Annotated in this window: 27 protein-coding genes; 14 read left to right on the top strand and 13 right to left on the bottom strand. The window is 72.1% G+C overall.

The features are described from left to right. Positions 1–216: 216 nt before the first annotated feature. Positions 217–2142 carry a tachylectin-related carbohydrate-binding protein gene (locus ACQEU1_RS02295; protein WP_433195663.1) on the bottom strand — a complete coding sequence of 642 codons (1926 nt, stop codon included), beginning with the start codon at positions 2140–2142 and terminating at the stop codon, positions 217–219. A gap of 392 nt (positions 2143–2534) precedes the next feature. On the opposite strand from ACQEU1_RS02295, the gene ACQEU1_RS02300 reads away from it, so the two are divergent. After that, on the top strand, positions 2535–3146 hold the full coding sequence (locus ACQEU1_RS02300; RefSeq protein WP_433195665.1) for a transglycosylase family protein: 612 nt from the start codon (positions 2535–2537) through the stop codon (positions 3144–3146). 74 nt (positions 3147–3220) lie between these two features. On the opposite strand, the gene ACQEU1_RS02305 is transcribed toward ACQEU1_RS02300, so the two are convergent. After that, positions 3221–4120 carry an NmrA family NAD(P)-binding protein gene (locus tag ACQEU1_RS02305; RefSeq protein WP_433195667.1) on the bottom strand — a complete coding sequence of 300 codons (900 nt, stop codon included), beginning with the start codon at positions 4118–4120 and terminating at the stop codon, positions 3221–3223. Positions 4121–4220: 100 nt separating this feature from the next. Here ACQEU1_RS02305 and ACQEU1_RS02310 point away from each other — a divergent pair, with 100 nt between their 5' ends. After that, positions 4221–4784, top strand: a complete 564-nt coding sequence (locus ACQEU1_RS02310) for a TetR/AcrR family transcriptional regulator (RefSeq protein WP_433195669.1) — start codon at positions 4221–4223, stop codon at positions 4782–4784. On the opposite strand, the gene ACQEU1_RS02315 is transcribed toward ACQEU1_RS02310, so the two are convergent. Both ACQEU1_RS02315 and ACQEU1_RS02320 read right to left on the bottom strand, forming a co-directional pair. Then, positions 4781–5776, bottom strand: coding sequence for a zinc-dependent alcohol dehydrogenase family protein (locus ACQEU1_RS02315; RefSeq protein ID WP_433195671.1), 996 nt, complete (start codon positions 5774–5776; stop codon positions 4781–4783). The two genes, ACQEU1_RS02310 and ACQEU1_RS02315, sit on opposite strands and share 4 nt — an antisense overlap. Before the next feature lie 333 nt (positions 5777–6109). Further along, a complete protein-coding gene (locus tag ACQEU1_RS02320; RefSeq protein ID WP_433195673.1) occupies positions 6110–6448 on the bottom strand; it encodes an ArsR/SmtB family transcription factor in 339 nt (112 codons plus the stop codon). Between the two features lie 201 nt (positions 6449–6649). Here ACQEU1_RS02320 and ACQEU1_RS02325 point away from each other — a divergent pair, with 201 nt between their 5' ends. From ACQEU1_RS02325 to ACQEU1_RS02335, 3 genes are all read left to right on the top strand, one after another. Further along, entirely contained in the window at positions 6650–6835 is a 186-nt protein-coding gene (locus ACQEU1_RS02325; protein ID WP_433195675.1) for a hypothetical protein, read from the top strand. A 148-nt stretch (positions 6836–6983) separates the two neighbouring features. After that, complete coding sequence (locus tag ACQEU1_RS02330; protein WP_433195677.1) at positions 6984–7874, top strand: hypothetical protein; 891 nt, start codon at positions 6984–6986, stop codon at positions 7872–7874. After that, positions 7864–8379 carry a hypothetical protein gene (locus ACQEU1_RS02335; RefSeq protein WP_433195679.1) on the top strand — a complete coding sequence of 172 codons (516 nt, stop codon included), beginning with the start codon at positions 7864–7866 and terminating at the stop codon, positions 8377–8379. Before ACQEU1_RS02330 ends, ACQEU1_RS02335 begins: the two co-directional genes overlap by 11 nt. A gap of 28 nt (positions 8380–8407) precedes the next feature. Here ACQEU1_RS02335 and ACQEU1_RS02340 read toward each other — a convergent pair whose 3' ends face one another. Together ACQEU1_RS02340 and ACQEU1_RS02345 are read right to left on the bottom strand one after the other, a co-directional pair. Beyond that, complete coding sequence (locus tag ACQEU1_RS02340) at positions 8408–10204, bottom strand: flavin-containing monooxygenase (RefSeq protein WP_433195681.1); 1797 nt, start codon at positions 10202–10204, stop codon at positions 8408–8410. Positions 10205–10230: 26 nt separating this feature from the next. Beyond that, positions 10231–10995: an SDR family NAD(P)-dependent oxidoreductase gene (locus tag ACQEU1_RS02345; protein ID WP_433195683.1), complete on the bottom strand. Its 765-nt coding sequence runs from the start codon at positions 10993–10995 to the stop codon at positions 10231–10233. A gap of 90 nt (positions 10996–11085) precedes the next feature. Here ACQEU1_RS02345 and ACQEU1_RS02350 point away from each other — a divergent pair, with 90 nt between their 5' ends. Together ACQEU1_RS02350 and ACQEU1_RS02355 are read left to right on the top strand one after the other, a co-directional pair. Then, positions 11086–11712, top strand: coding sequence for a TetR/AcrR family transcriptional regulator (locus ACQEU1_RS02350; protein WP_433195685.1), 627 nt, complete (start codon positions 11086–11088; stop codon positions 11710–11712). Positions 11713–11966: 254 nt separating this feature from the next. Beyond that, complete coding sequence (locus tag ACQEU1_RS02355) at positions 11967–12527, top strand: snapalysin family zinc-dependent metalloprotease (protein WP_433195687.1); 561 nt, start codon at positions 11967–11969, stop codon at positions 12525–12527. Positions 12528–12597: 70 nt separating this feature from the next. Here the strand turns inward: ACQEU1_RS02355 and ACQEU1_RS02360 are convergent, their stop codons facing one another. Next, entirely contained in the window at positions 12598–13788 is a 1191-nt protein-coding gene (locus ACQEU1_RS02360) for a hypothetical protein (RefSeq protein WP_433195689.1), read from the bottom strand. 72 nt (positions 13789–13860) lie between these two features. Then, complete coding sequence (locus ACQEU1_RS02365; protein WP_433195691.1) at positions 13861–15240, bottom strand: ferritin-like domain-containing protein; 1380 nt, start codon at positions 15238–15240, stop codon at positions 13861–13863. A 59-nt stretch (positions 15241–15299) separates the two neighbouring features. Here ACQEU1_RS02365 and ACQEU1_RS02370 point away from each other — a divergent pair, with 59 nt between their 5' ends. The 6 genes from ACQEU1_RS02370 to ACQEU1_RS02395 all read left to right on the top strand — a co-directional run bounded on the left by ACQEU1_RS02370 (position 15300) and on the right by ACQEU1_RS02395 (position 20256). Further along, positions 15300–15932: a TetR/AcrR family transcriptional regulator gene (locus tag ACQEU1_RS02370; RefSeq protein WP_433195693.1), complete on the top strand. Its 633-nt coding sequence runs from the start codon at positions 15300–15302 to the stop codon at positions 15930–15932. Between the two features lie 63 nt (positions 15933–15995). Next, entirely contained in the window at positions 15996–16703 is a 708-nt protein-coding gene (locus tag ACQEU1_RS02375; RefSeq protein WP_433195695.1) for a hypothetical protein, read from the top strand. Then, complete coding sequence (locus ACQEU1_RS02380; RefSeq protein WP_433195697.1) at positions 16700–17368, top strand: DUF4166 domain-containing protein; 669 nt, start codon at positions 16700–16702, stop codon at positions 17366–17368. Before ACQEU1_RS02375 ends, ACQEU1_RS02380 begins: the two co-directional genes overlap by 4 nt. 53 nt (positions 17369–17421) lie before the next feature. Then, positions 17422–17844, top strand: a complete 423-nt coding sequence (locus ACQEU1_RS02385; RefSeq protein WP_433195699.1) for a hypothetical protein — start codon at positions 17422–17424, stop codon at positions 17842–17844. Between the two features lie 119 nt (positions 17845–17963). Then, positions 17964–19277: an alpha-lytic protease prodomain-containing protein gene (locus ACQEU1_RS02390; protein ID WP_433195701.1), complete on the top strand. Its 1314-nt coding sequence runs from the start codon at positions 17964–17966 to the stop codon at positions 19275–19277. Positions 19278–19395: 118 nt separating this feature from the next. After that, complete coding sequence (locus ACQEU1_RS02395; protein ID WP_433195703.1) at positions 19396–20256, top strand: hypothetical protein; 861 nt, start codon at positions 19396–19398, stop codon at positions 20254–20256. Positions 20257–20263: 7 nt separating this feature from the next. On the opposite strand, the gene ACQEU1_RS02400 is transcribed toward ACQEU1_RS02395, so the two are convergent. After that, positions 20264–20923, bottom strand: coding sequence for a response regulator (locus ACQEU1_RS02400; protein WP_433195705.1), 660 nt, complete (start codon positions 20921–20923; stop codon positions 20264–20266). Next, positions 20911–22095: a sensor histidine kinase gene (locus tag ACQEU1_RS02405; RefSeq protein ID WP_433195707.1), complete on the bottom strand. Its 1185-nt coding sequence runs from the start codon at positions 22093–22095 to the stop codon at positions 20911–20913. Before ACQEU1_RS02405 ends, ACQEU1_RS02400 begins: the two co-directional genes overlap by 13 nt. Before the next feature lie 171 nt (positions 22096–22266). Between ACQEU1_RS02405 and ACQEU1_RS02410 the strand changes: the two genes are divergently transcribed. Next, the gene (locus ACQEU1_RS02410; RefSeq protein ID WP_433195709.1) at positions 22267–22938 is read left to right on the top strand and encodes a DUF4386 domain-containing protein; all 672 of its coding nucleotides are present in this window, start codon (positions 22267–22269) and stop codon (positions 22936–22938) included. A gap of 18 nt (positions 22939–22956) precedes the next feature. On the opposite strand, the gene ACQEU1_RS02415 is transcribed toward ACQEU1_RS02410, so the two are convergent. The 3 genes from ACQEU1_RS02415 to ACQEU1_RS02425 are packed head-to-tail and all read right to left on the bottom strand — an operon-like array spanning position 22957 to position 26675. Beyond that, positions 22957–24870 carry an acetoacetate--CoA ligase gene (locus ACQEU1_RS02415; protein ID WP_433195711.1) on the bottom strand — a complete coding sequence of 638 codons (1914 nt, stop codon included), beginning with the start codon at positions 24868–24870 and terminating at the stop codon, positions 22957–22959. After that, entirely contained in the window at positions 24867–25793 is a 927-nt protein-coding gene (locus tag ACQEU1_RS02420; RefSeq protein WP_433195713.1) for a VOC family protein, read from the bottom strand. Before ACQEU1_RS02420 ends, ACQEU1_RS02415 begins: the two co-directional genes overlap by 4 nt. A gap of 15 nt (positions 25794–25808) precedes the next feature. After that, positions 25809–26675 carry a fumarylacetoacetate hydrolase family protein gene (locus ACQEU1_RS02425; RefSeq protein ID WP_433195715.1) on the bottom strand — a complete coding sequence of 289 codons (867 nt, stop codon included), beginning with the start codon at positions 26673–26675 and terminating at the stop codon, positions 25809–25811. Positions 26676–26680: the final 5 nt, after the last annotated feature.

Raw genomic sequence — 26680 nt, forward strand, 5'->3', positions numbered from 1 at the left:
CAAGCGCGGCGGATCCGACTACGCCGCGCAGGGCATGGCAGGCGGCTTCCGCCCACCGTCCGAAGAGGACGGTTCGGTGCTGCCGCTGGCCGGTCTCGCCGCCCTGGCGCTGGTGGGAACAACGGCCTTCGTGCTGCGGCGACGTCGGGCGTGGGGACGTCAGGCGCAGGTAGGTGGTGCCTCGGTGACAGGAGCTGTCACCGAGGCACCAGGGGGTCACTGCCCGAGCAGCTTGCCGGTGCCGAACTGCAGTGGCGTGGCCGGGTTCGCCGGCGCGGGCGCCGTGAACTGGTACCGGGCCCGCGCGCTGGAGTCGGCGGTGAGCAGCACCTCGCCGGTCCTGCTCAGGCCGAGAGCGGTCGGCTCGACGAACCAGGTGTTCTGCGGGACCTCGACGGGGGCCCATGGCAGGAACTCGGTGCTGCCCGGCGACTTCGACGTGGTGACCCAGGGCTTGCCGTCGGCGGGCACCGACAGCGCGATGGTGCCGTTCGCCAGCAGCTGCGCGGACACGGGTTCGTTCCAGGCGTTGCGCGTGCCGAACGTGCCGAGCGACTGCCAGTCGTCCTCGAAGCCGGTGCGGTCGGCCTTCTCCCGTCGCACGTGGACGACCCTGATGCCCTCGTCGGTGCGGCGGGCGCCGAACACCAGGAGGCGGCCGGTGCTGTCCTGCACGAGGGTCAGCTCGCCGACGACTCCGGTGGCGGTGAGCTCGCCCGCCGAGGCAGGGGCCGTTCCCGGGAGGTGGCGGAAGACGTTCGGCTCGACCTGGAAGCCGTGCGCGAGAAGCGTCGTCTCGTCGCCTCGGGTGATGGCGGTGAGGACGGAGTAGCGGGCCGCCTCGCCGAACGCGCGCCATGCCAGGAAGTCGCCGTTGGGGAGCTGTTCGCGGACGTGCAGCGTGCCGCGGTCGGCGTTGGGGGCGAACGCGATCGAGTACACGGCCAGCGTGCCGTTCGCCCGCCGCACGACGACGGGCTGACGGCCCATGCCGCCCCGCAGCGACGTGGTGGACTCGTGCGCCCCACCGCGCAGTTTCAGCAGGTCGATTCCGTTGGGGCCCTTCGCGCCGATGAGGACCGCGGAGCCGTCGGCCAGCATCGAACGGCTGGCGGCGTAGGGGCCCAACGTGGTGCGGTACCACCAGTTGCGGGCGGGGTCGTACCAGTCGCTGACGAGCGCGCTGTCCTGGTTCTGGTGGCCCACGACGTACCGGTCCCCGGTGCCGAGGTCCGCGGCCATCGGCACGTACTGGCTCACGTGGGGCTGGCCGCCGTCCGGCGCCGGGACGGGCAGGGTGATCGAGCAGTCGCTGGTGGAGGCCGTGACGTCGACGTCGGTGCCCCAGCCCAGGCCGATCACGGACCCTTCGACGCTCTGCCAGCCGGTGTCCTCGCTGAACCGGTTCCAGCGCAGCTCGCCGGTGGTGGGCAGCACGGAGTAGTAGAGGTCGCCGCCGGGCGAGAACAGCGTGCCGTGGCCCGCCCAGCCGGCCTCGGGGACGACGTCGTGCACGACGAACCGCTCCGTCGCGGCGTCGTAGCGGTAGCGGTGCAGGGCGTGGGCGGCGTCCTGCGCCTGCAGCCCGCCCCGGCCGCTCGCCGCGACCGCGTCGTACTCGCCCCAGCCGACGTCGAGCACGCGGCCGCTGCCGGGTGCCCACCCGCCGGTCTGCTCGTCGAAGCGCCACCACCGCAGCTGGTCGCCTTCGAGCGTGTAGAACGCGCCGTCGGCGTCCACCGTGATCTTGGCGCGGTTCGCCGCCTGCAGGAACTTCTGCCAGCCCCAGCCGATCGTCTGGAACTGGCCGCCGCCGGGCATGGTGTCCCAGCCGTTGCCGTTGAACCGCAGTCGCCGCAGTTCACCGCTGGTGGTGATGTTGTAGACGCGGCCGTCGGGACCGGCGAACGTCTTGCCGCCCCAGCCCCAGCCGACCTGCCGCACGCCGGCCCAGCTGAACTGGCCGGTCGCGGGCGCCGCGTGCTCGTAGAGCCACAGGTCGCCGTCGGCCTGCACGGTGAAGACCCTGGCCACCGATCCGCAGGTGGGGTCGGCGGCGGAGGCCGTGCCCGCGGTCGCGACCGACAGCGTTCCCGCGACGGCGGCCGCGGTCAGGCACAGCGATCTCAGTCTCTTGCTCACGATGGGTCCCCCATGGCGGTCGGGTTTCGTCGCGGGGGAGCATACGTCCCGACACAGACAAATCCGACAGGCTGGTGACCGCCCCCACCTGTGCCTTCGCGTCCCGGCGGCCGGGTCGCGCGGATCGGGTGCGGAGACCCGCCGGCGGTCTTCCGCGGGTTTCAACCCTCGTTCTGAAGATCGTCACCTATCGAGTGATCTTGTCCGCGTCCGGGCGTGCGGATCCCGCGAGGTGTTCTTACGGTCCTGCCTGCGGCCCCCAAAGCCGCTGCACCACCAGGGCCCGCCGTGCGCTCACCTGTCCAGCGGCAGGCCCTGTCCCCATCACGGATCAAGCCCCCGTGGGACAGGCGCCGTCGCCGGCGAGAGCAGGACGGGGCCCGAAAAGGGACATGCGTCATCTCCGTGGCAACTTCACCGGTCGTGCCGTGCTCGTCGCCGTCTCAGCGACGGCGTTCATGACGACGACCGGAGCCATCGCCTCAGCGTCGGCACCGGTCGACTGGGACCGGATCGCGCAGTGCGAGAGCAGCGGCAACTGGTCGACCAACACCGGCAACGGCTACTACGGCGGACTTCAGTTCAGCCAGTCGACCTGGCAGGCGAACGGCGGCGCGGGCAGCGCTCACCAGGCGTCCCGCGAGGAGCAGATCCGGGTCGCGGAGAACGTCCTGCGGACGCAGGGCCTGGGCGCCTGGGGTGCGTGCGGGCGGCGAGGAGGCGGCGGTCAGCAGCCCGCCGCGCAGGGACAACGGCCGGTCCGGCAGGGGCAGGGCGTGACCGGGAACAAGGCCGTTTCCCGTTCGGCGCCGGTGGTGCCGGCCGCCCCGCCGTCCACCAGCAACCCGGACGGCGACTACGAGATCAAGGCCGGTGACACGCTGAGCGGCATCGCCACGGAGCTGCGCATCGAGGGTGGCTGGCAGGCGTTGGTGGCCAAGAACGCCCACCACCTCACCAACCCGGACCTGATCAAGCCGGGCAACAAGATCGTGACGAAGTAGTCCGAGGCCCTCTGGGGTGCGGCGCGCCGCCGCACCCCAGGGGAGCTGTCGCCCGCATCGTCGGTCGGTCTCGATCAGCCTTCGGGCTGCTGCTTCGCCCAGTCCGCGAACGACGTCATCGGGATGCCGAACCGGGCCGCGACCGCGGGGTCAGCGGAGATCTCGGTGGTGTTCATGCCCATCTGGTTGGCGAGCAGCAGCGGGAGCATGCCGCGCGCCTCGCCCTGCTCGACCGTGACGTGCTCGACGTGCGCGGGCGCGCCGGCGGCGGTCAGCGCGCCGGCCATCTCCCGCAACGACAGGAGCTCGCCGGCCAGTTCGATCGCGTGGCCGTGGAAGCGCGCGGGGGCGGCGAACGCGGCCGCGGCGGCGGTGCCGATGTCGTCCGGGACGATCACCGCGATGGGCTTGTCCGGGTCGAGTGCGGTCACGATCGCCTCGCCGGTCATGTTCTCGAACCAGATGGACGGCCGGCGCAGGTTGGTCGCGAAGAACGCGGGCCGCAGCTCGGTCCACGCCTCGAACCCGCTGTCGGGCAACGCCTGCCCGACCACCGCCTTGCTCAACCAGTAGTGCGGGTCGCCCCGGTGCGCGGCCTCGCCCAGCGCGGCGTCCCGCAGGTAGTCGCCGACACCGGACACCGACGAGTGCACGAACTGCGCCACCCCCTCGCGGCGCGCGGCCTCGACCAGGTTGAGCCCCATCGCGCGCTCGGCGTTCGACCCGAAGTCCGTGAGGCTGGGCGTCTGCACCGAGAACACCGCCCTGGCACCCCGCACCGCGGCCACGAGCGAGTCCGGATCGGTCAGGTCACCGGTGGCGAGCTCGGCTCCCGCACTGGCGAGCGCCTGCGCCGCGTCCGCCTCCGGCCGTCGCACCAACGCCCGCACCGGCACCCCGTCGGCCAGGAGCCGCCGCGCGACCGCCCCGCCCTGCTGCCCGGTCGCGCCCGTCACGACCACCACGTCCGTCATCATCGGCTCCTCGCCTCTAACTGGGGTCTGCCCCCGTTTAAGGCTTGCTACGATATGGGGCCTGACCCCAGTTAGCAAGCGGGAGCGGTGGAGGAAGACGATGCGCGCCGATGCCCAGCGCAGCCGCGAGCGGATCACGCAGGCGGCTCGGACCGCGTTCGGGCGGCACGGGGTGAACGCCTCGCTGGAGGCGATCGCGAAGGACGCCGGCGTCGGCTCGGCGACCCTGCACCGGCACTTCCGCTCACGCCGCGAACTGGTCGAGGCGGTCTTCCAGGACAGCACGACCGCGGTCGCCGCCGCGGCCGCCGACCTGGCCACCGCCCAGCCGCCGGGGCCGGCGCTGTTCCACTGGCTGCAGGCCGTCCTGCGCTACACGATGGCCAACCGGGGCCTCGCCATCACGCTCGTCCCGCCCGACGACGTGGCCTACGAGGGCTACTGCGGCCACGACGCCCTGGAAGCGGCCGCCGAACCTCTGCTCGAGGCGGCCAAGTCGGCCGATCAGGTGCGCGCGGACGTCACGACCGCGGACGTGCTGTCCCTCGTGAACGCCGTCTCCCTGCTGGCAGAGCGCGATCCGGGCGCCGACGCCGAACGCCTCCTGGGCCTGGCGATCACCGGCATCGCCCCGAGCTCGTGCGAGGCGCCCGAGCCGTCCTAGCCGTGGGACGCGGTGACCACGATCTTGCCGATGCGCCCGCTCGCCTCCAGGTACCGGTGGGCGTCGGCGATGTCGGCCAGGTCGAACGTCCGGTCCACGACCGGCGTGAACGAGCCGACGGCCAGTCCCGCGTTGATGAACGCCACCGCACGGCGCAGGCGTTCGGGATCCCTGCTGATCGAATGCATCGAGTACGCGCGGCTGGTGAGCTGCGGGTAGCTGCTCGCGTTCGGCAGGGGAGTGGGCCGCGGGTCGAGCGTGCCGTACACCACCAGGTGGCCGCCCGGCGCGACGGCCCGCGCGATCGTTTCCACGCCGGGACCCGCGACCGGGTCGAACGCCAGCCGCACGCCTTCGCCGCCGGTGACCTCCTCGACGCGGGCGGGCAGGTCCTCCTCGCCGGTGACGATCACGTGCGCGGCACCCGCGTCGAGGAGCCGCTGCCGTTTCGAGGCGTCACGGGTGGTGGCGATCGGTATCGCGCCGATGTGGCGGGCGATCTGGACGGCCGCCTGGCCCACGCTGCTGGCGGCGGCGGTGATCAGCACGTGGTCGCCGGGGCGGACCTCGCCGGACTCGAACAACGGCCCGTACGCCGTGATGTAGGCCATCCACACGGCGGCGGCCTGGACCGCGTCCGTGTCCGCCGGGCGGGGGACGACGGCGTGGGCGGGCACGATCACGCGGTCGCCGTACGTGCCGTAGCTGGTCAGGGAGAACGCCGGCACCACCGCTACCGGGTCGCTTCTCTGCAGGTGTGATACGCCCTCGCCGGTCGCCTCGACCACGCCCGCTGCCTCGTAGCCGAGCGTGGCGGGGAACGTCGGGCGCTCGAAGTAGGTGCCCTCGCGGAACAGGACGTCGGCGCGGTTCAGGCCGATCGCGTCGACGCGGATCCGCACCTCGCCCGCGGCGGGCTCGCCGACCTCGACGTCGTGCAGCGTCAGGACCTCGGGTCCGCCGAGCCGGTCGAACCGCACCTGCCTGGCCATGGGAAGCCGTCCTCGGGGGTCGGGAAGCTGTGCCGCCCACCTTGCCCCAAAGTTTGACAGGCGTCAAACTTTGACCGCTATCAAAGCTGGATCGCGATCGAAGCTTGGCTCCCGTTGAAGCTTGACCGTGATCGAAGCTGGGCGGCGATCGAAGTTTGACTGCCGTCGAAGCTTGACCGTGATTGAATCTGAGGCGGCGATCGAAGCTTGATTGCCGTCGAACCTTGATCGCCGCCGAAGCTTGACTGCTGTCGAACTTTGACCGCTGTCGAGATTCGGTCACCGTCGAACCTCGGCCGTCGTCGAACCTCAGTGGCCGTAGAACTTTGGCCGTTATCGAACTTCGGCCGCCGCGGCGGCCACCACGGCGTGCAGGAGGCCGGGGAACCGGGCCTCCATCTCGACGGCGCGCAACGAGTTCAGCTTGGTCGTGCCCTGGTAGTACTGCCAGATCACGCCCGCCTCGCGCAGGACGGCGAAGTGGTGGGTGAGCGTCGAGTCCGATACGGGCGTGGTGAACGTGCCGCAGCCCTTGTCGCCGTCCGCCTCCGCCAGTTGGCACACGACAGTGCGACGGATCGGGTCCGCCAACGCCTCCAGGACCTGCTGCAACGTGACCTCGGAGAGGTCCGGGTGCTCCACGGTCCGCGGGGTGGTGCGGGGACGTGCCACGGTGACTCCTCACGGCTTCGGCGACTCTGGCGACACGACGTCGACGGCTCGTGCCGCGCGACTTCGGCGGCTCCTGCCGCGCGACCTCGACCGCTCGTGCCGCACGACTTCACCGACTCGTGCGCCACGACTTCGGCCGCTCTCATGGTACGACCGGCGTCGAACCTTGAGGGGCGGCCCGGCGCCGGTAGCCTTCCGGCCATGAGCAGAAAACTGCTGGTCGGGCTCGGGATCGTGCTGCTGCTGGTCGGCGGGGTGTGGACCGCGCAGGGGCTGGGTTACCTCGAGGGCAGCTTCATGACGGGGCAGCAGCTGTGGACGACGATCGGGCTGCTGTGCGCGAGCGCTGGCGTCATGATGTTGATTCCGTGGCCCAAGAAGAAGTGACTGAGCGTGCGCCATCAATCACGGACCGGGCAATTCTGTGAATGATAACGACAAACTGTGAATGAACGACATCGTCTTTGACTCGTAGTTAGTCGAAGAACGGAACGGCCGTTTGTGTCACGGATTGTCCGACGCCGGGGGACCGCCATTGCCCAGCACAGCTGACTCCACCGCCGACTCCGCTGCCCACCAGGCGGCCGGGGGTGCCGTCCGCCGTTTCTGGTGGCGCGCCGGCCAGCCCGCACGGCTCGCGATCGGGTGTCTTGGTGTCGTCGCCGCGCTCGCCGTCACCGGCGCGGTCGCGTTCAGCGGGGACGACCTCTCGCGGCACCGCGGGAGCGACGGGCTCGAAGCGAGCGGGTTTCGGGGTGACTCCCTGCGGGTGACCGTTCGCAGTGTCACCGAGGTGGATCTCTTCGAAGGCGCGGATCCCGTCACCGGGCGCGTGGTGCTCGCCCAGGTCGCCGGGGTGCGGCCGATGTCGGGCTGCTGGGTGGCCGAGTCGCGTGGTGCCGCCCAGGACTTGTTGCTCGGCAAGGACGTGCGTCTCGTCGTGAAGAGGGACGACACGTCCGGGGGTGACCGGATCCTGGTCGACGTCGAGTTGCCGGACGGCGCGGACTACGCGCGGACGGTGGTCAGCGGCGGTGCGGTGCAGGCTGACCTGGCGGCGCGCGGTGAGCTGGCGTCCGACGAGTCCGGCGCCCGGCTGGGGCGCCTCGGCCTGTGGGCTGCGGCCTGTGCTCCCGGCGCGAACACGACACCTGTCTCCCTCCCGCCGACGTCGTCGTCCGTGCCGAGTCCAACTACTACGACAGCGCCCACGGCGACAACGGGGACCACGTTGCCGGAGCCACCTCCTCCGCCGAAGCCCAAGCCCACCACCACCGAGCCGGGGCCGCCGGACGAGGAGTGGGACGACGCCAGGCTGGGCAAGCTCTGCCTCTTCGAGGGCGCGCGCCGGACCACCAAGGACGGCTACGAGATCGTCTGCTCCCGCAACGGCAAGAACCAGCTGAGGTGGCGCCGTGCCGACTGAGGACGAGGTCGACCTGTTCAGCAAGGCCGCACCCGCCACCGAACCCGGGCCCCGGCTCGCGGACGGCCGGACCCCGCGCGGCCTGACGCCCGGTGGCTGGGTCCGCACGACGGGCTGGCTCCAGGTCGGCCACCACCCCGTCAGCTCGGCACTCCTCGCCGCGGTGGCGGGGCTGCTGGCGGCCGTCGTGCTCGCGGCCGCGCTGGTGCGCGCCCAGCCCGTCGCCGCCGGGGTCCTCGTCCTCGTCACGCCGGTGGTGTGCGGCGGCGCGTGGTGGCTGTTCACCACCCGGCTGAAGCCCGCGTCGCCGGCGCGCAACGTCGGGACCTCCCCGGCGAACGAGCTGGCGGCGGGCGAGCACGTCCGGCTGTACGGCTCGATCGGGCCGGTCGGTCAGGTGGCGGCGGTGACGGTCGGCGAGGACGTCGAGGTGGACTTCCACGGCGGAGCCCGCCAGACGTGGCCCGCCGACCGGACCGTGCACCTCGTGCGCCTCCTCGCCTGACAGGAGCTCGAAACGCGGCGGCCCGGGCTCAGCCGTCCACCACCATGACGTCGTCGAAGCCGCCGCCCTCCCGCCAGTCCCTGAGCAGGGCGTGGAACGCGCTGGCCCCGCCGCCGTAACCGTGGCGCGGCCGGGGTTTCCCCTCGTTGTTGTAGTAGCCGGGCGTGCAGTCGAGGTGGAACCGGTAGAGCTCCTCCGCGTTCTGGCCGAGGGCCGACACCCAGGCGTCCACGGCGGGAGCGCTCGGCTCGACCCACCGCGCGCCGCGCTTGCCCGCCTCCGCGACGACGGCCGCGATGTGGCCCGCCTGCTCGTCCAGGACGTGCGTGAAGTTCACCGACGCGGCGTTCTGCAGCGCGCCCATCGTGAACAGGTTCGGGAATCCGTCGCTGTAGAAGCCGTGCAACGTCCGCGGGCCGCGACTCCAGTGCTGCAACAGCTGCGTGCCGTCACGGCCGTGCACCGGCAGCCGCCCGGTCACCAGGTCCGACATGCCCACCTGGAAACCGGTCGCGAAGATGACGCAGTCCACTTCGTACTCGCGGCCGCCGGCCACGATCGCGTTGCGGGTGAGGCGTTCGACGCCGCCGTGGTCGGCGGTGTCGACCAGGGTGACGTTGGGGCGGTTGAACGTCTGGAGGTACTCGTCGCTGAACGTCGGCCGCTTGCAGGCGTAGCGGTACCAGGGTTTGAGCAGCTCGGCCGTCGCCGGGTCCCGCACGACGCCGTCGACGCGGGCGCGGATATCGTTCATCTTGCGGAAGTCGAGGAGCTCCTCCACGCGCTCGCGTTCCTCCGGCGTCAGCGACTCGTGCGCCTGGCCCTGGGTCATCTTCCGCAGCAGCCGGGCGCTCTCCGTCCACGCGTCCCGCACGTGGTCCTCGGTGGCCTCGCCGCCGCTCAGGATGTCGAGGAAGTTCTCCATCCGCAGCCGTTGCCAGCCCGGCGCGAGCGACGAGGCCCAGTCCGCCTCGGTCGGGCGGTTGCCGCGGTAGTCCACAGTGGACGGAGTGCGCTGGAGGACGTACAACCGTTCGGCGTCGCGGCCCAGGTGCGGCACGACCTGGATCGCGGTCGCGCCGGTGCCGATCAGGGCGACCCGCTTGTCCGCGAGGCCGGTGAGGTTCCCGGTCGCGTCGCCGCCGGTGTAGCCGTAGTCCCAGCGGCTGGTGTGGAAGGTGTGGCCCGCGAACGTCTCGATGCCGGGGATGCCCGGCAGCTTGGGGCGGTCCAGGGTGCCGTTGGACATCACCACGTACCGCGCCCGCATCCGGTCGCCGCGGTCGGTGGACACGAGCCACCGCGCCGCGTCCTCGTCCCACCGCAGTTCCGTGACGGCCGTCTGGAAGCACGCGTCGCGGTAGAGGTCGAAGTGCTCGCCGACGGCCCGCGCGTGCTCGCGGATCTCCTCGCCGGGCGAGTACTTCCACTTCGGGACGTAGCCGAGCTCGTCGAGCAACGGCAGGTAGACGTAGGACTCGATGTCGCAGTGGATGCCGGGGTAGCGGTTCCAGTACCAGGTGCCGCCGAAGTCGCCGCCTTTCTCGACCACCCGGATCGAGCCGACCCCCGCCTGACGGAGCCGTGCCCCGGCGAGCAGCCCGCCGAGTCCGCCGCCGATGACGACGACCTCCACCTCGTCCCGCAGGGGAGCGCGGGTGAGGTGCGGATCGGCGTGCGGGTCGTCGGCGTAGTAGCCGAACTCGCCGGAGGTGTCGCGGTACTGGGCGGAGCCGTCGGGGCGGAGGCGGCGTTCCCGCTCGGCCCGGTACTTGGCGCGCAACGCGTTCGGGTCGAAGCCGAGATCGTCGGAGACGGGCAGCACGGGAAAGCCTTTCGTTCTAGGGGTTTTCAGACCGCGGACCAGCCGTTGTCGACCGGGAGGACGACGCCGGTGATGTTGGACGCGGCACCGGAGGCCAGGAAGACGATCGCGGCGGCCTGTTCCTCCGCCTGCGCGACGCGGCCGGCGTTGGGCAGGTACCGGCCGACGACCCTTGGTCCGTGCCCGGCGGGATCGGGGGAGGTGGAGATGCCCGTCGCCGTGCCGCCGGGCGCGATCGCGTTGGCCCGCACGCCCGAGTCCCGGTACATGACCGCGACCGAGCGCATCAGCCCGACCAGGCCCGACTTCGACGCGGTGTAGGCGAGTCCGGCGGCACTGCCGCGCAGGGCGGCCTCCGACGCGGTGTAGACGATGGCGCCGCCGCCCGCGAGCAGGTGCGGCAACGCGACGCGGGTCAGCCGGAACGGCGCGGTCAGGTTGACGGCGAGGAGCCGCTCCCACTCCGCGTCGGAGACGTCGGCCGCGGCCGTCATCGAGTCCATCACGCCGGCGTTGCACACCAGCACGTCCAGGCCGCCGAACGTACTCACCGCCGTCGTGACCACCTCGTCGGCCACGGAGGGCTCGGTCAGGTCGCCCGCGACGGCCACCGCGGTGCCGCCGGACGCCGTGATCTCCTCCGCCACGGCCCTGGCGGCGTCGCCGTTGACGTCGGCCACCACCACCTTCGCGCCCAGCCCGGCGAACTGGCGGGCCGCCGCCCGTCCGATGCCCGATCCGGCGCCCGTCACGACGACGCTCCGGCCGTCGAGGTCACTGTTCGTGGTCATGGGCTCACCGTACCGACTTAATGGCACACTGCGCCACTATGTCGCGTGCAGACAAAAAGTAGGATGTGCACCACACAGGACGGAGGTGGCATGACCGGCCATCAGCAGACCCGCGCCGCCGAACGGACCGGACGCCCGCCGCTGACCGAGCGGCGCAAGGCCGAGACCAGGCTGGAGGTCGCGCGCGCGGCCGTCCGCCTCTTCCTGGCCAAGGGGGTCGCGGACACCTCCGTCGAGGAGATCGCGGCGCTGGCGGGCATCTCCGCGCGCACGCTGTGGCGCTACTTCCCGAGCAAGGAGAGCTGCGTCATGCCGCTGCTGGCCGGCGGGATCGAGCAGACGGCGGCGCGGCTGCGGACGTGGCGCGCGGAGCAGGGCGTGTCCGAACTGGTCAGCACGCTCGCGTCCGGCAACGCCGAGACGCAGGAGGCCGCGGCCGAGATGCTGAACCTCGTCCGGCTGACCCGCACCGACCCCGGCCTGCGGGCGGTGTGGCTCGAGGCGCACCGGGAGGCCGAACCCGCCTTCGCCGAGGCGCTCGCCCACCGCGCGGGGCTGGCCGAGCCCGACCTCGCCACCGCGATCCAGGCCGCGATGATCAACGGGGCGCTGCGGGTGGCCGTGGAGCACCACGCGTTCAACGCGGAAACGCCGGCCTCCCTCGCCGCGGCGACCGCGGAGGCGCTGACGATCGCCGCGCGGGGGCTGCCGGCGTAGGACCGACTGTCCACAGTGTCCTGATCTGCGGTGATCGGGTCACGTCGGCTCGAATGTCTTACGCACGGTGACGGTTGTTCGCCCCATTTCCGCGTCTTTGGCCGCGATCATCCGAATAGTGCCCGACGTCAACCGTGAAGAGCGCTGAACCATTTCACGCCAATGGCGGGCGAGTGGGCGTGACGAGCTTCCATACGTTGAACGGCGGAACCCCCAGGTTCCATTCTTCGCACCCTGCAAGCGAGGAGAACCCCATGTTCAGGAAAGTCGTCCTGGCCGTCGCGCTCGCCGCGGCCACGACCGTCGTCGCACCCCTGACCGGCCAGGCGTCGGCCGCGGAAGGACCGATCAACGCGGCAGCGGTCACCGTCTACTACGACACCACCAGCGCCCCCACGTTCGCGAGCGCCATCCGGCAAGGCGCGGCGAACTGGAACGCGCGCGTGAGCAACGTGAAGCTGGTCGAGAACCGCAGCGCGGCCACCCTGCGCTACCGGGAGGGCAACGACCCGCGCGGCTCGTACGCCTCCACCAACGGCCACGGCAGCGGCACCATCTTCATCGACTACACGCAGGCCCGGCAGTACTACGTCACCCGCATCACCGCGCACGAGACCGGGCACGCCCTCGGCCTGCCCGACCACTACAGCGGCCCGTGCTCGGAACTGATGTCGGGCGGCGGCCCCGGCACGTCGTGCCGCGTCGCCACGCCGAACGCCGCCGAGGTGTCCAGGGTGAACTCCCTGTGGGCCAACGGGTTCTTCGGCACCTACGAGTGGAAGACCATCTACGAGCAGGTCCCCGTCCACTCCTGATCGCGCACGGCCGTGGGGCCTGGGTCCTCAGTGGACTCAGGCCTCCACGCGCGTCGAACTTCCCTGTGCGTCAACGAACCTTCGCGCGCAGCTCGGCCAGCTTGACCAGCTGGTCGAGCTCGGCCAGCTCACCGGCGCGGTCGTGCGTCGCCGCCAGCTGAGCCAGCTCCGTGGAGGTCTGGAGCAGGTCCAGCCTCGTCTTGGCCTCGTCGAGCGCCTGCTCCGCCTCGCTCGGCGCCGCGGCCCGTTCCTTGCGGGCCGCGACGAGCGAGTCGATCAGGCCGCCCGCCGCGTCGGCCACGCCCGACACCGCCGAGGTGGACGTCACGCCGTAGGTCTTGATCGAACCGTCGGGGTGGAAGGCCAGGTCGATCTTGCGCTTGCGCCACACCTCTCCGTCGAACGAGACCTTCTCCTGCTCGCTGAACTGGTCGATCACGTCGACCGGCAGCACGAGGGCCTCGTCGAGCGTCCAGGCCTCTGCGGCGGAGCCGCGGCGGTAGATCCCCAGCGTCGCCGGCCGGGCCCGGCGGAACACGAGCGCGTCCTCGTGCTCCAGATCGCTCGGGTAGTTGCTCTCCGGGAGCGACGCGCGGTCGCTCGCCAGCACGGGCAGCAGGTTCTTCGCGATGAGGCCGCGCAGGGCCGGGTTCGCGCTCTGCTCGCGCGGGAGCGTGCCCGGCAGGGCGGACCGGTCCAGGTTCACGACCTGGTTGGCGGAGACGTCCGCGGTGAGCACCGAGGTGCCCTGGCGGGCGATCCACTCGCGGCGCACGCGGTCGAGCGCCGCGAGCTCCCGTTCGACGACCTGCAGGGCGTTGCCGATCGACACGATCTCGGCCGGTTCCGCCGCCGCGGCGAGGCTGGTCAGCAGTGCGTCGAGCCGTGCGGACAGCGCGCCGAGCAGGTCGGCGCTGCGCTCGTGCTGATCGATCCACTGGTCCGCGAGCGACTTCGGCCTGTCGGCGGCGCGGAACGTGGCCAGGGGGATCACCTTCGCCGCGAACTTGACCAGGGCCGCCACGTCCCGGCCGCTCTCCGTGCCGATCGACGAGATGACGCCGTTGTCGTCCAGGGTGACGGTCAGGGACACCGTTTCGAGCAGACTTTCTTTCACCTCCGTGCGGCACCGGGCGCCGCGGTCGGCGGCGAGAGCGGACGAGATGGTGATGACGCTGTCGCCGTCGAGCCGCTCGGTCAGCGTGATCGCGAACCTCGTGATCGGCAGGAAGTACCGCAGGGGGAAGACGCTGGTAGTCACGGCTGACCTCCGGTGCGCTGGGCGCGTGTTGTCGGGTGTCGCGCCGCGGCCGCCCGGCGTTACCCGCGAACGTCAGCCCCGCAGCCCAGGCGGCACGTACTCGAACGTCGGCCCCGCCGTCGCGGCGCCGTCCGCCAGCGGCATCATCATCAACGCCTGGGCCTGCGCCTTCACCTGGTACATCGTGCCGACCGTGGCACCGAGCTTCGCGGGCTCACCGTTGAACGCCTCCCCCAGCTGCTGGAGCAGCCGGCAGTAGGTGACGTTGAACCGCTCCTGCGCCACGCGGATCTCGCTGCCCTCCGGGTGATCGCTCGTGCGCGGGTCGGGCCGCATGGGCATGACCGCGGCGAAGTCGACCGCGATCGCGTCACCGGTCGGCCCGGACTCCGGCGTGTCGCCTGTCTGGTACCGGCGGCCGTGCTTGAGCTCCTGGAACCGGTAGAAGTGCGCGACCTCCTCCCGTTCGGGGTGGAACACGTCCCGGTCGCCGTCCCACACGTCTGTCCGCGCGGCCCCCGCGCCCTGCTCGGTGATCTCGGTCAGCGCCTCCAGTGCCGACTTCAGGTCGTGCACCGGGACGACCGCGCCACCGCCGCCCCGCAGGTGGAACTCGCCGACCTGCCGCGCCGGGTCGCCGCTGAAGACCGTCTCCTCGCCCAGCGCGTCGCACAGCCGCCGGATCCCGGCCTCGATCGCGGCGTAGAACTGCCCGATCGTCGCGTAGCCGTCCGCTTCCGGTGGCGCGCTGACCGAGGCGGGCTGCTCGATCCGCAGGAACGTCTCCAGCGCCTCCTGCCCGAACGGCGCCAGCCGCACCTGGAACGAGTTGTCGCTGTGCGGCAACGGATGCGGGTACGCCGGCAGCAACGCGGGGGAGTCGAGCACCGGCTCGCCGCCGACCGCGTTGAGCAGGTTCGCCGCCAGTGCCAGGTGCAGCATCTCCTCGGCGAGCACGCTGCCCACGACCTGAGCGGCCTCGGCGTTGCGGACCGGGTCGAGGGAGTACAGCGCGCACAGGTACGGCGGGATCGTCGAGTGCTCCAGCTCGACCGCCCACTGCAGGTGGCGGCGGAGGTCGTCGACGGACTCGATCCGCGCGGGCGGCCGGAGCTCCACCGCGACCCGGTAGGAGGCGGGTTCGGAGGTGACGTGCAGGCCGGACTCGTCGAAGAGGCGCCGCACCGACGCGCGCCACTCGGGGTTGCCGACGGCCGTGTCCAGCTCGGTGCCCGAACGCCATTCCGCGACGTGCACGAACCGCGCCTCGGGTCCGTCGGCGAGGGGCGCGTGCAGGCGGGAGCGCACGAAGCCGGGCTGGGCCGACATGATCCGCGCGTTCTCCTGGTACGCCTCGACGAAGTGCTCGGCCTCCGCGGCCGGCACGGTGTAGTTCTTGATCACGACGACCGGCTCGTTCGTGCCGGTGGCCGACTCCAGGGATTGGCTCACGCAGAGGTAGACAGGACAGCCTCCGGGCTTGTGACAGCGCCCGCCTCTACGGTGATGGCGTGGCCGACACCCGACAACGCCTGATCGACGGCGCGATCGAGACCCTCCGCACGCACGGCCTGACCGGCACGACGGCGCGCAGCATCGCGGCCACCGCGGGCGTCAACCAGGCGCTGGTCTTCTACCACTTCGGCACGGTCCACGACCTGCTCCAGGCCGCGTGCCTCGCGGCCACCGAGGCGACGGTCGCGCCGTTCGCCGAACGCCTCGACGACGTCGCGGACCTGCGGCAGCTCCTCGCGCTCGGCCGGTCCCTGCACACCGAGCAACGTGCGGAGGGCAACGTCATGGTGCTCGCCCAGCTGCTGGCGGGCGCCCAGACCAGCCCCGAGCTCGCCGAGGCCACCGCGGCCGCGCTGCGGCTGTGGATCACCCCGATCGAGCGCGCCCTGACCAGGCTGCTGGCCGGCTCGCCGCTGGCGGACCTGGTCGACACGGCGGGGCTCGCCCGCGCGGTCAGCGCCGGGTTCATCGGCCTGGAGCTGTACGAGGGCGTCGACCAGGAGGGGGCGAAGGCGGCCCTGGACGCCCTCGACCGGCTGGCCGTGCTGATCGAGGTCGTGGACGACCTCGGGCCGGTCGCCCACCGGGCACTGCGCGCCAAGCTCCGCAGGAAGACCCGCGAGTTTTGAGCATCTGCTCAAAACTTCGGCTACCCTCCAATTTGAGCGATCGCTCAACCGGGAGGGGGTCCCATGGCGCGACGACGAACGCTCTACGTGGAGACGCTGATCCGGGCCGACCTCGACGCGGTGTGGCGGCTCACCCAGGAGCCGCACCCGCACCAGCGGTGGGACCTGCGGTTCACCACGATCGACTACCTGCCGAAGGAGAGCGAGGACGCGGAGCAGCACTTCCGGTACGCGGTCCGCGTGCTGGGGCTGGAGGTCGGCGGGGTCGGCGTCAGCGTCGGTGAGCGCGTCCGGCCGGACGGCTCGCGGACGTCGGCGCTGCGGTTCAGCTCGGCGGACCCGTTGTCGCTGATCCGCGGCGGCGCGGGCTACTGGCGGTACGTGCCGACCGGCGATGGCGTCCGGTTCCTCACCGGCTACGACTACCGGCCGGGCTGGGGACGCCTGGGCGCGATCGCCGACCTCCCGTTCCGCCGGCTGATGGGCTGGGGCACGGCCTGGTCGTTCGACCGGCTCAGGCTCTGGCTCGAACGCGGCGTGCCACCGGAGGTGTCCTTCCGCCGGGCCCTGGCGGACGCCGGCACGAGACTCGCCGTCTGCGCCGCCGCCTGGGCGACCGTCCCGAAACCGCTCGCCGCCGCCGTGACCCTCGGCGCGCTGCTGGCGCCACCGCTGCCGTCCACCCCGGCCGCGAGGAGGTGCCGGCGGACGCCACCGGACCGCCGTTCGTCCACGGCCCCGCCGACCCTGTCCACTTTGGAGCACCCGTGACGTCGATCTTCCAGCGCGCCCTCGGCGACGACTTCGGCCGCCTGCACCCGCAGTTGCAACGCCGGTTCGGGTTCGGCAGTGGCGACGGCATCGCCTGCGTGGGAACGGGAATCATGGAACGGGTGTGGCACGGCCGCGGCTTCACGAGGCCGTTCCTCTGGCTCGGCGCCCAGCGGAACATCCTCCTGCCGAGCCACGGCAGCGACGTCCCGTTCACCATCCAGAACTACCCGTACCGCGACTCGCTGGGCCGCGAGACGGTCACCTTCGTGCGCACCTTCGTCTTCGACCGCCCGCGGCGCTGGGACGCCACGATGATCTACAGCCCCGAACGCGGCTGCGTCGTCGACTACCTGGGCACGCACCAGCACGTGTCCGTCGACCTGCACCTGTCCGTCGAGGACGGTGCGCTGGTGATCCGCAGCGGCGAGCAGCGCTTCCACGAGGGTCCGCTGCACTTCAGGATTCCTCCGCTGGTGACCGGTGTGGCGGAGGTCCGCGAGTCCTACGACGAGAACGCGGGCCGGTTCCGCATCGACGTCGAGGTCGTCAACCACCGCTTCGGGCCGCTGTTCGGCTACAACGGCACCTTCACCTGCACCTTTCCCGACGCCGCCGACGTGCCGCAGGCGATCAGGCCGGTCCGGGAGCAGGCCAGGGTCTAGACGCCGGCGGAATTCGGACGACGGGCGGCCGTCCGGCCTGCGAACCTGGCGCCATGACGGTGTTCGCGTGCAGGACCTGCGGGACGGCGGTGACCGAGGACCTGACCGAGGTCCCCTTTCCCGAAGAAGCGCCGGGTGACGCGGACGGCCCGCCCGTGCCGCGCCTTCCTCGTGGCACCTTCGCCGTGGACCCGGAGCCGCACGGGCCGCCGTACGTGCCGTTGCCCGGCAACCCCCAGGTCTCCGTGCCGGCAGGCCCAGGAGACACCTTCCTGGTCCACCCCGAGGACGTTCGGAACCTCCGGCGTCACTCGAACCCCAGCCGCCTGAACGGCTGCTGCGACCTGGACGGCCAGGACGGCCCCAACCTCGTGTGCCGCACCTGTGGCGCGGAGATCGCCACCGAGCAGTCCGACTGCTGGGTCACCTGGCACGACGTGCGCCTGGACCCGGCCGCGGTGACCGGGGCCGCGTGACCTGAGGACGGCAGGCACGGGTCGGGTGGTCTGAACCTTATGCCCAATTGGTATGTACCACTCGCGGTCACCCCCGTCGTACGGTCTGCGCGCAATCACCCTGCGTGCAAGGAGCGGACATGAACCGCAAGCTCATCGCCGCCGCCACAGCGGCGGTCACAGCGGCCGGGCTGACCCTCGCGGTGGCGCTGACGACCAGCGCCACAGCGGCCGGCCCCGCCGACCCTGTCCAACTCGCCGCGATGGCCCGTGACCTCGGCATCTCCTCGGACCAGGCGCGCGAACGCCTCGCCGCCGAGCAGGTCGCCGGCCAGACCGACGCGGCGCTGCGGTCGAGCCTCGGCCCCGCCTACGCCGGATCCTGGCTCGACGGCACCGGCCACACCCTCACCGTCGCGGTCACCGACGCGGCGCTGGCGGGCACCGTGCGTGCGCGCGGCGCCTCCGTCACCACGGCGAAGCACAGCGCGTCCGCGTTGGACAGCGCGAAGATCAAGCTCGACGCCAAGGCCACCGCCGCGCCCGCCGCCGTTCCCGGCTGGTACGTCGACGTGCGCGCCAACAAGGTCGTCGTGCTCGCCCGCGCCGGCGGAGAGGCGCAGGCCAGGGCGTGGGCGGCCGCCGCGGGCCTGAGCGGTGACGTCGTCGGCTTCGAGGCCAGCACCGAGAACCCGAAGCCGATGGTCGACATCGTCGGCGGGACGGCCTACGGCATCCCCGGTGGCGGCCGTTGCTCGATCGGGTTCGCCGTCGAGGGCGGCTTCGTCACCGCGGGCCACTGCGGCGCCACCGGCGGCCGCACGACCAACCCCGGCGGCACCATCCAGGGCAGCAGCTTCCCCGGCAACGACTACGCCTGGGTCCGTGCCGACGCGGGCAACACCCCGCGCGCCCTGGTCAACCGGTATCCGGGCACCGTTCCGGTCGCGGGCTCGCAGGAGGCGCCGGTCGGGTCCTCGGTCTGCCGTTCCGGCTCCACCACCGGCTGGCGCTGCGGCACGATCCAGCAGAAGAACGCCTCCGTCACCTACCCCGAGGGCACCATCACCGGCCTGACCCGCACCAACGCCTGCGCTGAGCCCGGCGACTCCGGCGGCTCGTGGCTGACCGGCGACCAGGCCCAGGGCGTCACCTCCGGCGGTTCGGGCAACTGCCAGACCGGCGGCACCATCTACTTCCAGCCGGTCACCGAGATCCTGCAGGCCTACAACCTGCGGTTGATGACCACGGCCGGACCGACCACGACCACCCCGCCGACCAGCACGACCACGACGACGCCGCCCGGCGGTGGCGGCTCGTGGGCCCCGTACACCAGCTACGGCACGGGTGCCCAGGTCACCTACGAAGGCGCGACCTACCGCGTCATCCAGCCGCACACGTCCGTGCCCGGCTGGGAGCCGCCGAACACCCCTGCCCTCTGGCAGCGGCTCTGATCGCAACGTCACCCGCCCCTCGACGGCAGCCGCCGCCGAGGGGCGCGCCGCGTTCGTGAACTGGTGGAACTTCGGGGATGCTGCGAACAGCGCGATCACCGGCTGACACAATGGACGAATGGCACTGGGTTACGTCTTCGCTGTGCTGGCCACTCTGGCGTCAGGCAGTGGGTCGATCCTGGAGTCCTTGGGCGTCCGGCGCGCCGGTGCGTACGGCGGCAGGTCTCTCGATCTCATCGCCCTGCGGCACCAGTGGCTGTACTTCCTCGGGCTCGGGGTGAACCTGCTGGGCTTCGCCTGCGCGTCCGCCGCGCTGCACCGGCTGCCGTTGTTCCTGGTGCAGTCGATGCTCGCGTTCAGCGTCGGGGTGACCGCCATGATCAGCAGCTTCCTGGGGCACCGCCTGCGCGCGGCGGGCTGGGGCGCGCTGCTCGTCGGCGCGATCGGCCTGGTGCTGCTGGGCGTGTCCGCTGAGCCCGGTCCCGCCCAGGCCCTGTCGCCGCACTGGAAGTGGATCCTCCTGGCCACGCCGATCCCGGTGGCCGCGATCGCCCTCTACGCCCGGCGCCACCAGCGCGTCTGGTCGACGGTCGCGCTGGCCTGCGGCTCCGGCGTGTCCTACAGCGTCGTCGGCATCTCGGCCCGCACGCTGCACCTCCCGGACAACGTCTGGCTGCTCGTGCTGGAACCGGCGGCCTGGTCCATCGCCCTCAACGGGCTCATCGCCGCCGTCGTGTTCGCGATGGCGTTGCAGAAGGGCGGCCCGACCGGGGTCACCGCCATCATGTTCACCACCAACACGGCGCTCTCGTCGTTCGTCGGCCTGGTCTACCTCGACGACAACGTCCGCGACGGGTACATGACCGCCGCGGCCATCGGGTTCGTCCTGGCGATCGCCGGGGCCATCGCGGTCGCCCACTACTCGGCCGACAGCCGCAAGAAGGAGCGCACGGAGGCCATGGCCGACGCGCGGGCCTGACAGGGTTTCAGACCGCGTCCTGCACGCACCGCGCGACCTGGACGCGGTTGGTGACCTCCAGCTTCGCGAACACGCTGCCGACGTGCGTCTTGACCGTCGCCAGGCCGAGGTGCAGCGACTCGGCGATCTCGGCGTTGGACAGCCCCTCGGCGACCGCGGTGGCGACCTCGCGTTCGCGGCTCGTCAGCCGGGCGAGCAACGCACGGGCGGCGCGTCGCCGGGCGTCGTCGCCCTGCCTGGTGACCACGTCGATGAGGCGGCTCGTGACGCTCGGCGAGAGCATCGGCTCGCCCATCGCGACACGGCGCACGGCGGTGACGATGTCAGCCGGCGGGGTGTCCTTCACCAGGAACCCCGCCGCGCCCTCGCGCAGCGCCGTGACGACCAGCTCGTCGGTGTCGAACGTGGTCAGAACGACGACCCTGGCCGCGGATCCCCGGTCGCGCAGGTGCCGCAGCGCGGTCAGGCCGTCCATCCTGGGCATCCGGATGTCCAGGAGGACGACGTCCGGCCGTTCGCGCACGACCACGTCGATCGCCTCCCGCCCGTCGGCCGCCTCGCCGACGACGTCGACGCCCTCGGCACCGCCCAGGATCATCAGCAGACCCGCTCGGACCAGGGGGTCGTCGTCGACGAGCACGAGCCGCACCGCGGTCAGCTCTGCCACGGCAGCCTCGCGGTCACCACGAACGACCCGTCCGGGCGCGCCCCGTGCGCGAAGGTCCCGCCCACCAGCGCGGCGCGCTCGGCGAGCCCCACCAATCCCACGCCCGGCGACGGCACCACATCGGGACCACCGCCCAGCGGGTTGCTGACCTCCACTTCGAGCACACCTCCGGCCGTGCCCGCCAGACGCACGACGACGGGCTTGCCGGGCGCGTGCCTCCTGGCGTTCGTCAGCGCCTCCTGGACGATCCGGAAAGCCGTGCGCGACAACGTCTCCGAGCACTCGAGCCCCAAGACCTCGCCGCTCTCCAGCCGCACCGCCGAGCCCGCCTCCCGCGCGTCCGCCAGCAGGGCCGGTAGCTGCGCGAGCGTCGGCTGTGGGGGTTCGGGGGAGTCGTCCGCGCTCCCGCCCGCGCGCAGGACCCCCAGCACCTCCCGCAGTTCGGCGAGCGCGAGCCGGGCGTTCTCCCCGATCGTCCGCGCCGCCTCGGTCGTCTGCGCGCGGTCGAGGTCGTCGCGGTAGGTGAGCGCCCCGGCGTGCAGCGCCACCATGGAGATCCGGTGGGCCAGCACGTCGTGCATCTCCCTGGCGATCCGGTTCCGTTCCGCGTCACGGGCGACCTGCGCGGCCAACGCCCGCTCCCGTTCCGCGGTGAGCGCACGCTCGTGCAACGAGCGAACCAGCGCACGGCGCGCGGCGACGTAACGACCGGTCAGCACGGCCGCGGCGAAGAAGACCCCGCTCAACACAACACTGCTGGCCGGCTCGAACCCGCTGGCCTCGGTGAACAGAAAACGGGGCCGGTAAAGGAACTCCGCTACGACCGAACCGGCGAGGAACACGGCGGCGGCGACCGCCACCCGGCGTCGTTCCGCGGCGATCGAGACGACGGCCAGCGCGGCCGGGCCCATGGCGGCCACCGACACCGTGCAGGCGGCGCCCGTCAGGCACGCGACGAGCAGCGGATGACGTCGCCGCAACGGGAGCACCGCGAGGGTCGCCACGCCGACCGCGAAGTCGAGCACCAGCGCCGCGCCCACGACGTCCTGCTGCGCCGGGGTCAGCGTCCCGGCCAGGACGACCGCGGTCTGGGCGCACCACGCCACCACGCCGACGCCCGCGGCGAGCAGGGAACGCCAGACGCGGGACCACACACGCAGCGGTTCCGGCATGCCCCGAAGCGTAGATGTGCCTGGCACGCCAGAGGTCAGCCCTGAGGCTCGGTCGCCTCCACCTCTGGGTGGAGGAGGACCGGCCTCGGAGGGGAGCCGCGCGAGCCACCGACAGGACACCGTTGGTGCCGTCACCACCGCTACCGGCGTTGCGCCACAAGGAGAAGAGCCGTGACCGAGCCCAAGACGCTGGCGAGAACCGCCGGCCTGCTGTACCTGCTGATCGTCGTCCTCGGCGTGTGGGCCGAACTGGTCGTGCGCGACGGCGTGCGCGTGCCCGGCGACCCCGCCACCACCGCGGCCAACATCGTCGCCCACGAGACCCTCTTCCGCTGGAGCCTGGCCGCGGACGTGCTGATGGCGGTGGTCTTCGTCCTGCTGGGACTCACCCTGCAACGCCTGCTGCACCACGTGGACGAGCGCGCCACGACGGCCCTCCTGGTGTTCGTCTCGGTGGGCGCGGGCACCATCCTGCTCAACCTCGCGTTCCAGGCGGGGGCACTGCGAGCGGCCACCGACCCCGCGCCGGCCGACGGACTGGCGTCGCTGCTGCTCGACCTGCACGGCTACGGCTACACGCTGGGCGGCGTGTTCTTCGGTCTGTGGCTGCTGCCGATGGGCTACCTCGCCCTGCGCTCCGGCCTGTTCCCGAAACCCCTGGGCGTGCTGCTCGTCGTTGGCGGGTTCGCGTGGATCGCCGACCCGGTGATCGCGTTCGCCCTGCCCGCCGCGCCCGCCTTCCTCCGGGACGTGGTGTCGGCTCCCACGTCGCTGGGTGAGTTCGGCCTGATGCTCTACCTGCTCTTCCGAGGCGTCAGGACGCCGGCCGCCGTCGCCGACTGAGCGTGCCCTGCGGAGGGCTCAGGTTCGACCGCTGCCACCGGCGAAGCGGGTGAAGTACCGCAACGCCTCGACGTCGTCCACCGCCTCCCTGCCCGCGACCTGCTCCAGCGCGGCGCCCTGGATCAGCCGCTTGACCGGCACCTCCAGCTTCTTGCCCGTGCGCGTGCGGGGGAGTGCCGGCACCTCGATCACGTCGTCGGGCACGTGTCGCGGTGAGGCCCTGGTGCGGATGGCGTCGCGGATCTCCGCGCGGACCGCGTCGGTGAGGCGGTGCCCGTCCGCCATGACCACGAACAGCGGCAACCAGTAGCCACCGTCCAGTTCGGCGCCGATCACCAGGCTGTCGCCGATGCCCGGCAGCGCGTCGACCACGGCGTAGACGTCGGCGCTGCCGAGCCGCACGCCGTGGCGGTTGAGCGTCGAGTCGGACCTGCCCGAGACGACCAGGCTGCCGCGGCTCGTGCGGGTCACCCAGTCGCCGTGCCGCCACACACCGGGGTAGACGCCGAAGTACGCCTCCCGGTAGCGCTCGCCGTCCGGGTCGTTCCAGAAGCGCAGCGGCATGGACGGCATCGGTTCGGTGACGACGAGCTCGCCGACCTCGTCCACAACGGACCGTCCGTGCTCGTCGTACGCGTCGAGCGCCACCCCGAGCAGGGGAGCGGAGATCTCGCCCGGCCAGACCGGCGTGGTGGGCGCGCCGCCCGCGAAGCCGCTCACGACGTCGGTGCCGCCGGTCGTGGAGGCGACGTGGACGTGCGGCCCGACGTGCTCGCGCACCCAGTGGTACGGGGCGGCCGGCAGTGGTGCGCCGGTGGACCCGAGGACGCGCAGGTCCGGCAGCGAGAGACCGCCGAGGTCGGCGCACGCCCCGAGGTAGCCGGGACTGACGCCGAGCACGTTCACCCGGTGCTGCGCCGCCAGCTCCCACAACCGTTGCGGCACTGGGTGGACCGGGCTGCCGTCGTAGAGCACGACCGTCGCGCCGACCAGCAGGCCGGACACCACCATGTTCCACATCATCCAGTTCGTGGTGGTGTGCCAGAGGAACCGGTCACCGGGGCCCAGGTCGAGGTGCAGGCCCAGCAGCCGGTGGTGGTCGAGGACGACGCCGCCGTGGCCGTGGACGATGCCCTTCGGCGTGCCGGTCGTGCCCGAGGAGAACAGGACCCAGAGCGGAGCGTCGAAAGGCGTCGGCTCGAAGCGCGGTGGGTGTGGCCGCGACAGGGTTTCCTGCCACGTGGCGACCGCGGTCGGAGCTTCGTCGTCGAACGGCAGGCCGAGCACCGGAACCCGCACCACCGCGCGGAGTCCGGGCAACGCCTCCACCAGGTCCGCGACCTGGGTCCGCCGGTCGTGCGCGCGGCCGTTCCACCGGTACCCGTCCGCCGCGAACAGCACCACGGGCTCAAGCTGCCCGAGCCGGGCCGCCGCGCCTTCCGCGCCGTAGTCCTGCGCGCACGCCGACCAGATCGCCCCCACCGACGCGGCCGCCAGGAACGCGACCACGGCGTGCTCGGTGTTCGGCAGGTAGCCGACGACCCGGTCGCCCGCCACGACTCCCTGACCGCGCAACCACTCCGCCAGCGCGCCGACCTGCGCGCGCAGCTCGTCCCAGCTCATCTCCGTGACGGTGCCGTCCTCGCTGACGGAGATCACGGCCGTGCCGTCGTGCCGCAGCGCGCGCTCGGCGTAGTTCAGCGACGTGCCGGGGAACCAGCGGGTGCCCGGCATCGGCGTGTCGTCGAGCACCTGCGCGCCGTCGAGCCCGAGGTCGAAGTACGAGGCCACGGCCGACCAGAACCCGGCGAGGTCGTCCACGGACCAGCGCCACAGCGATTCGTAGTCGGTGAACGACAGTCCCGTGCTCTCCGCGAACTCCGTGATGCGCGGCGTGCGCGGGTACGCGCCGGGCGTCCAGATCGGGATCATTTGCCTGGCGCGTGCGCGCCGGTCATCAGGGCCGCGAGGTCCTCGGGTTCGAGGAACGACGGCGGCGGTGGCGGTCCCCAGTTGTAGAGGCCCTGGGCGCCCTCCCAGTCGCGCGGCGTCCACAGCGCGTCGTCGACGATGCAGTCGATGTCGGAGTAGTACTCGGAGAAGTTGCCGGCCGGGTCCTTGAGGTACCAGAAGAAGTTCGAGCCGATGTGGTGGCGGCCGAGGCCCCAGGTGTGCCGCTCGGGGTCCTTCGCCAGCATGGCCGTGGCGCCGCGACCGATCTCGTCGACGTCGTCGACCTGCCACGAGCTGTGGTGCAGGAACGCCACGGGTGCCTGCTGCACCAGCACGTTGTGGTGGTCGGTCGAGCAGCGCATGAACGCGGCGAGCCCCTTGACGGTGTCGCTCACCCTGAACCCGATGCCCTGCTGGAAGAACCGCTGCGAGGCCTCCTGGTCGGTGGAGCCCAGCACGACGTGACCCAGCTTGCGCGGCCGCACGGGGCCTTCGCGCAGGATGCCCGCGGCGCGTTCGCCGGTGCGCAGGATCGAGCCCGGCGCGTTGTACACCGGCGCCGGGACGGGCGTCTGCCGCAGCCGGGGCGCGATCTCGACGCGGACGAGCACCTCGGTGCCGGGGTCGACGGCCGAGACCGACGTCGCGGTGCGCTCGACCGGCACGTCCAGCCTGGCCAGGGCGGCGGCGGTGCGGTCAAGGTCGTCGGGGTCGTCCGCGCCGACGCCGAGCTCCAGCAGCCGCCGCCGGTGCGCGTGCACGACCCGCAGCTGCTCGCCGCCTTCCACTGTGGACAGCAGGTTCGGTCGTCCCGCGGTGAGGCCGAACTCGGTGTAGTAGGCGGTCGTCCGCGCGACGTCGGGCACGCCCATGACGATCTGGGTGAGACGGTGCAGTGGCATCGGTGCTCCTTCCGTTCAGTTCGAGGCGATCAGGGGCGTGCGCAGCGAGCCGACGTGTTCGACCCACGTGACGAGCACGTCGCCGGGGGAGAGGAACCGCTGCGGGTCGCGGGCGCCGCCGACGCCGGCCGGGGTGCCGGTGAAGATCAGGTCGCCGGGCAGCAGCGGGCAGACCGCGGAGAGCCGGGTGATCAGCTCCGGCACGTCGAAGACCATCTTCGAGGTGCGGCCGCACTGGAGGATCTCGCCCGCTTCGAGCCGGCAGCCCAGTTCCAGGTCGTCCGGGTCGGTGAACTCGTCGGGGCTCACGACCTCGGGGCCGAGCGGGGCGAAGCCGGGGTAGGACTTGCCCAGCGAGAACTGCGGCGCGGGCCCGGTGAGCTGCAGCCGCCGTTCCGACAGGTCCTGGCCCACGGTCAGGCCCGCCACGTGCGACCAGGCCGTCTCGCGGGTCGCGCGGTGGCAGTGGCGGCCGATGACCACGACCAGTTCGGCCTCCCAGTCCACCAGGCCGTCCGGCAGTGCCACCGGACGTCCGTGGCCGGTCAGCGACGACGGGAACTTCGTGAACACGGCCGGTTCGGCCGGTTCCGCGAGCTTCGACTCGGCGATGTGGTCGCGGTAGTTGAGCCCGACCGCGAAGACCTGCGCCGGACGGGGCGAGGGCGCTCCCCAGACGGCGCCGTCGCGGTCGACCCGCGCCTTCGCCGTGAGGGCGGTGGGCAGCGCCGGCACCTGCTCCGACCACGCCAGGAGCTCGTCCCAGCGCGCGTACGCCTCGTGCGGATCGGGGTCGAACGCGCCCTCGCTGGCGATCGCGACGTCGAGGAACCCGTCCCCGGCCTTGACCGCCAGTCGTCCGTTGATGTTGGCCACCCGCATGGGTC

It is taken from the genome of Lentzea sp. CA-135723, from assembly GCF_050936595.1.
GTDB lineage: Bacteria > Actinomycetota > Actinomycetes > Mycobacteriales > Pseudonocardiaceae > Lentzea.

Bases quoted from the DNA above. Each gene is read 5' to 3' on its own strand.
- ACQEU1_RS02355 (WP_433195687.1), top strand. From the start codon at position 11,967: ATGTTCAGGAAAGTCGTCCTGGCCGTCGCGCTCGCCGCGGCCACGACC.
- ACQEU1_RS02305 (WP_433195667.1), bottom strand. From the start codon at position 4,120: ATGACGGACGTGGTGGTCGTGACGGGCGCGACCGGGCAGCAGGGCGGG.
- ACQEU1_RS02420 (WP_433195713.1), bottom strand. From the start codon at position 25,793: ATGCCACTGCACCGTCTCACCCAGATCGTCATGGGCGTGCCCGACGTC.
- ACQEU1_RS02385 (WP_433195699.1), top strand. From the start codon at position 17,422: ATGACGGTGTTCGCGTGCAGGACCTGCGGGACGGCGGTGACCGAGGAC.
- ACQEU1_RS02300 (WP_433195665.1), top strand. From the start codon at position 2,535: ATGCGTCATCTCCGTGGCAACTTCACCGGTCGTGCCGTGCTCGTCGCC.
- ACQEU1_RS02310 (WP_433195669.1), top strand. From the start codon at position 4,221: ATGCGCGCCGATGCCCAGCGCAGCCGCGAGCGGATCACGCAGGCGGCT.
- ACQEU1_RS02375 (WP_433195695.1), top strand. From the start codon at position 15,996: ATGGCGCGACGACGAACGCTCTACGTGGAGACGCTGATCCGGGCCGAC.
- ACQEU1_RS02325 (WP_433195675.1), top strand. From the start codon at position 6,650: ATGAGCAGAAAACTGCTGGTCGGGCTCGGGATCGTGCTGCTGCTGGTC.
- ACQEU1_RS02350 (WP_433195685.1), top strand. From the start codon at position 11,086: ATGACCGGCCATCAGCAGACCCGCGCCGCCGAACGGACCGGACGCCCG.
- ACQEU1_RS02345 (WP_433195683.1), bottom strand. From the start codon at position 10,995: ATGACCACGAACAGTGACCTCGACGGCCGGAGCGTCGTCGTGACGGGC.
- ACQEU1_RS02390 (WP_433195701.1), top strand. From the start codon at position 17,964: ATGAACCGCAAGCTCATCGCCGCCGCCACAGCGGCGGTCACAGCGGCC.
- ACQEU1_RS02315 (WP_433195671.1), bottom strand. From the start codon at position 5,776: ATGGCCAGGCAGGTGCGGTTCGACCGGCTCGGCGGACCCGAGGTCCTG.
- ACQEU1_RS02425 (WP_433195715.1), bottom strand. From the start codon at position 26,675: ATGCGGGTGGCCAACATCAACGGACGACTGGCGGTCAAGGCCGGGGAC.
- ACQEU1_RS02405 (WP_433195707.1), bottom strand. From the start codon at position 22,095: ATGCCGGAACCGCTGCGTGTGTGGTCCCGCGTCTGGCGTTCCCTGCTC.
- ACQEU1_RS02415 (WP_433195711.1), bottom strand. From the start codon at position 24,870: ATGATCCCGATCTGGACGCCCGGCGCGTACCCGCGCACGCCGCGCATC.
- ACQEU1_RS02395 (WP_433195703.1), top strand. From the start codon at position 19,396: ATGGCACTGGGTTACGTCTTCGCTGTGCTGGCCACTCTGGCGTCAGGC.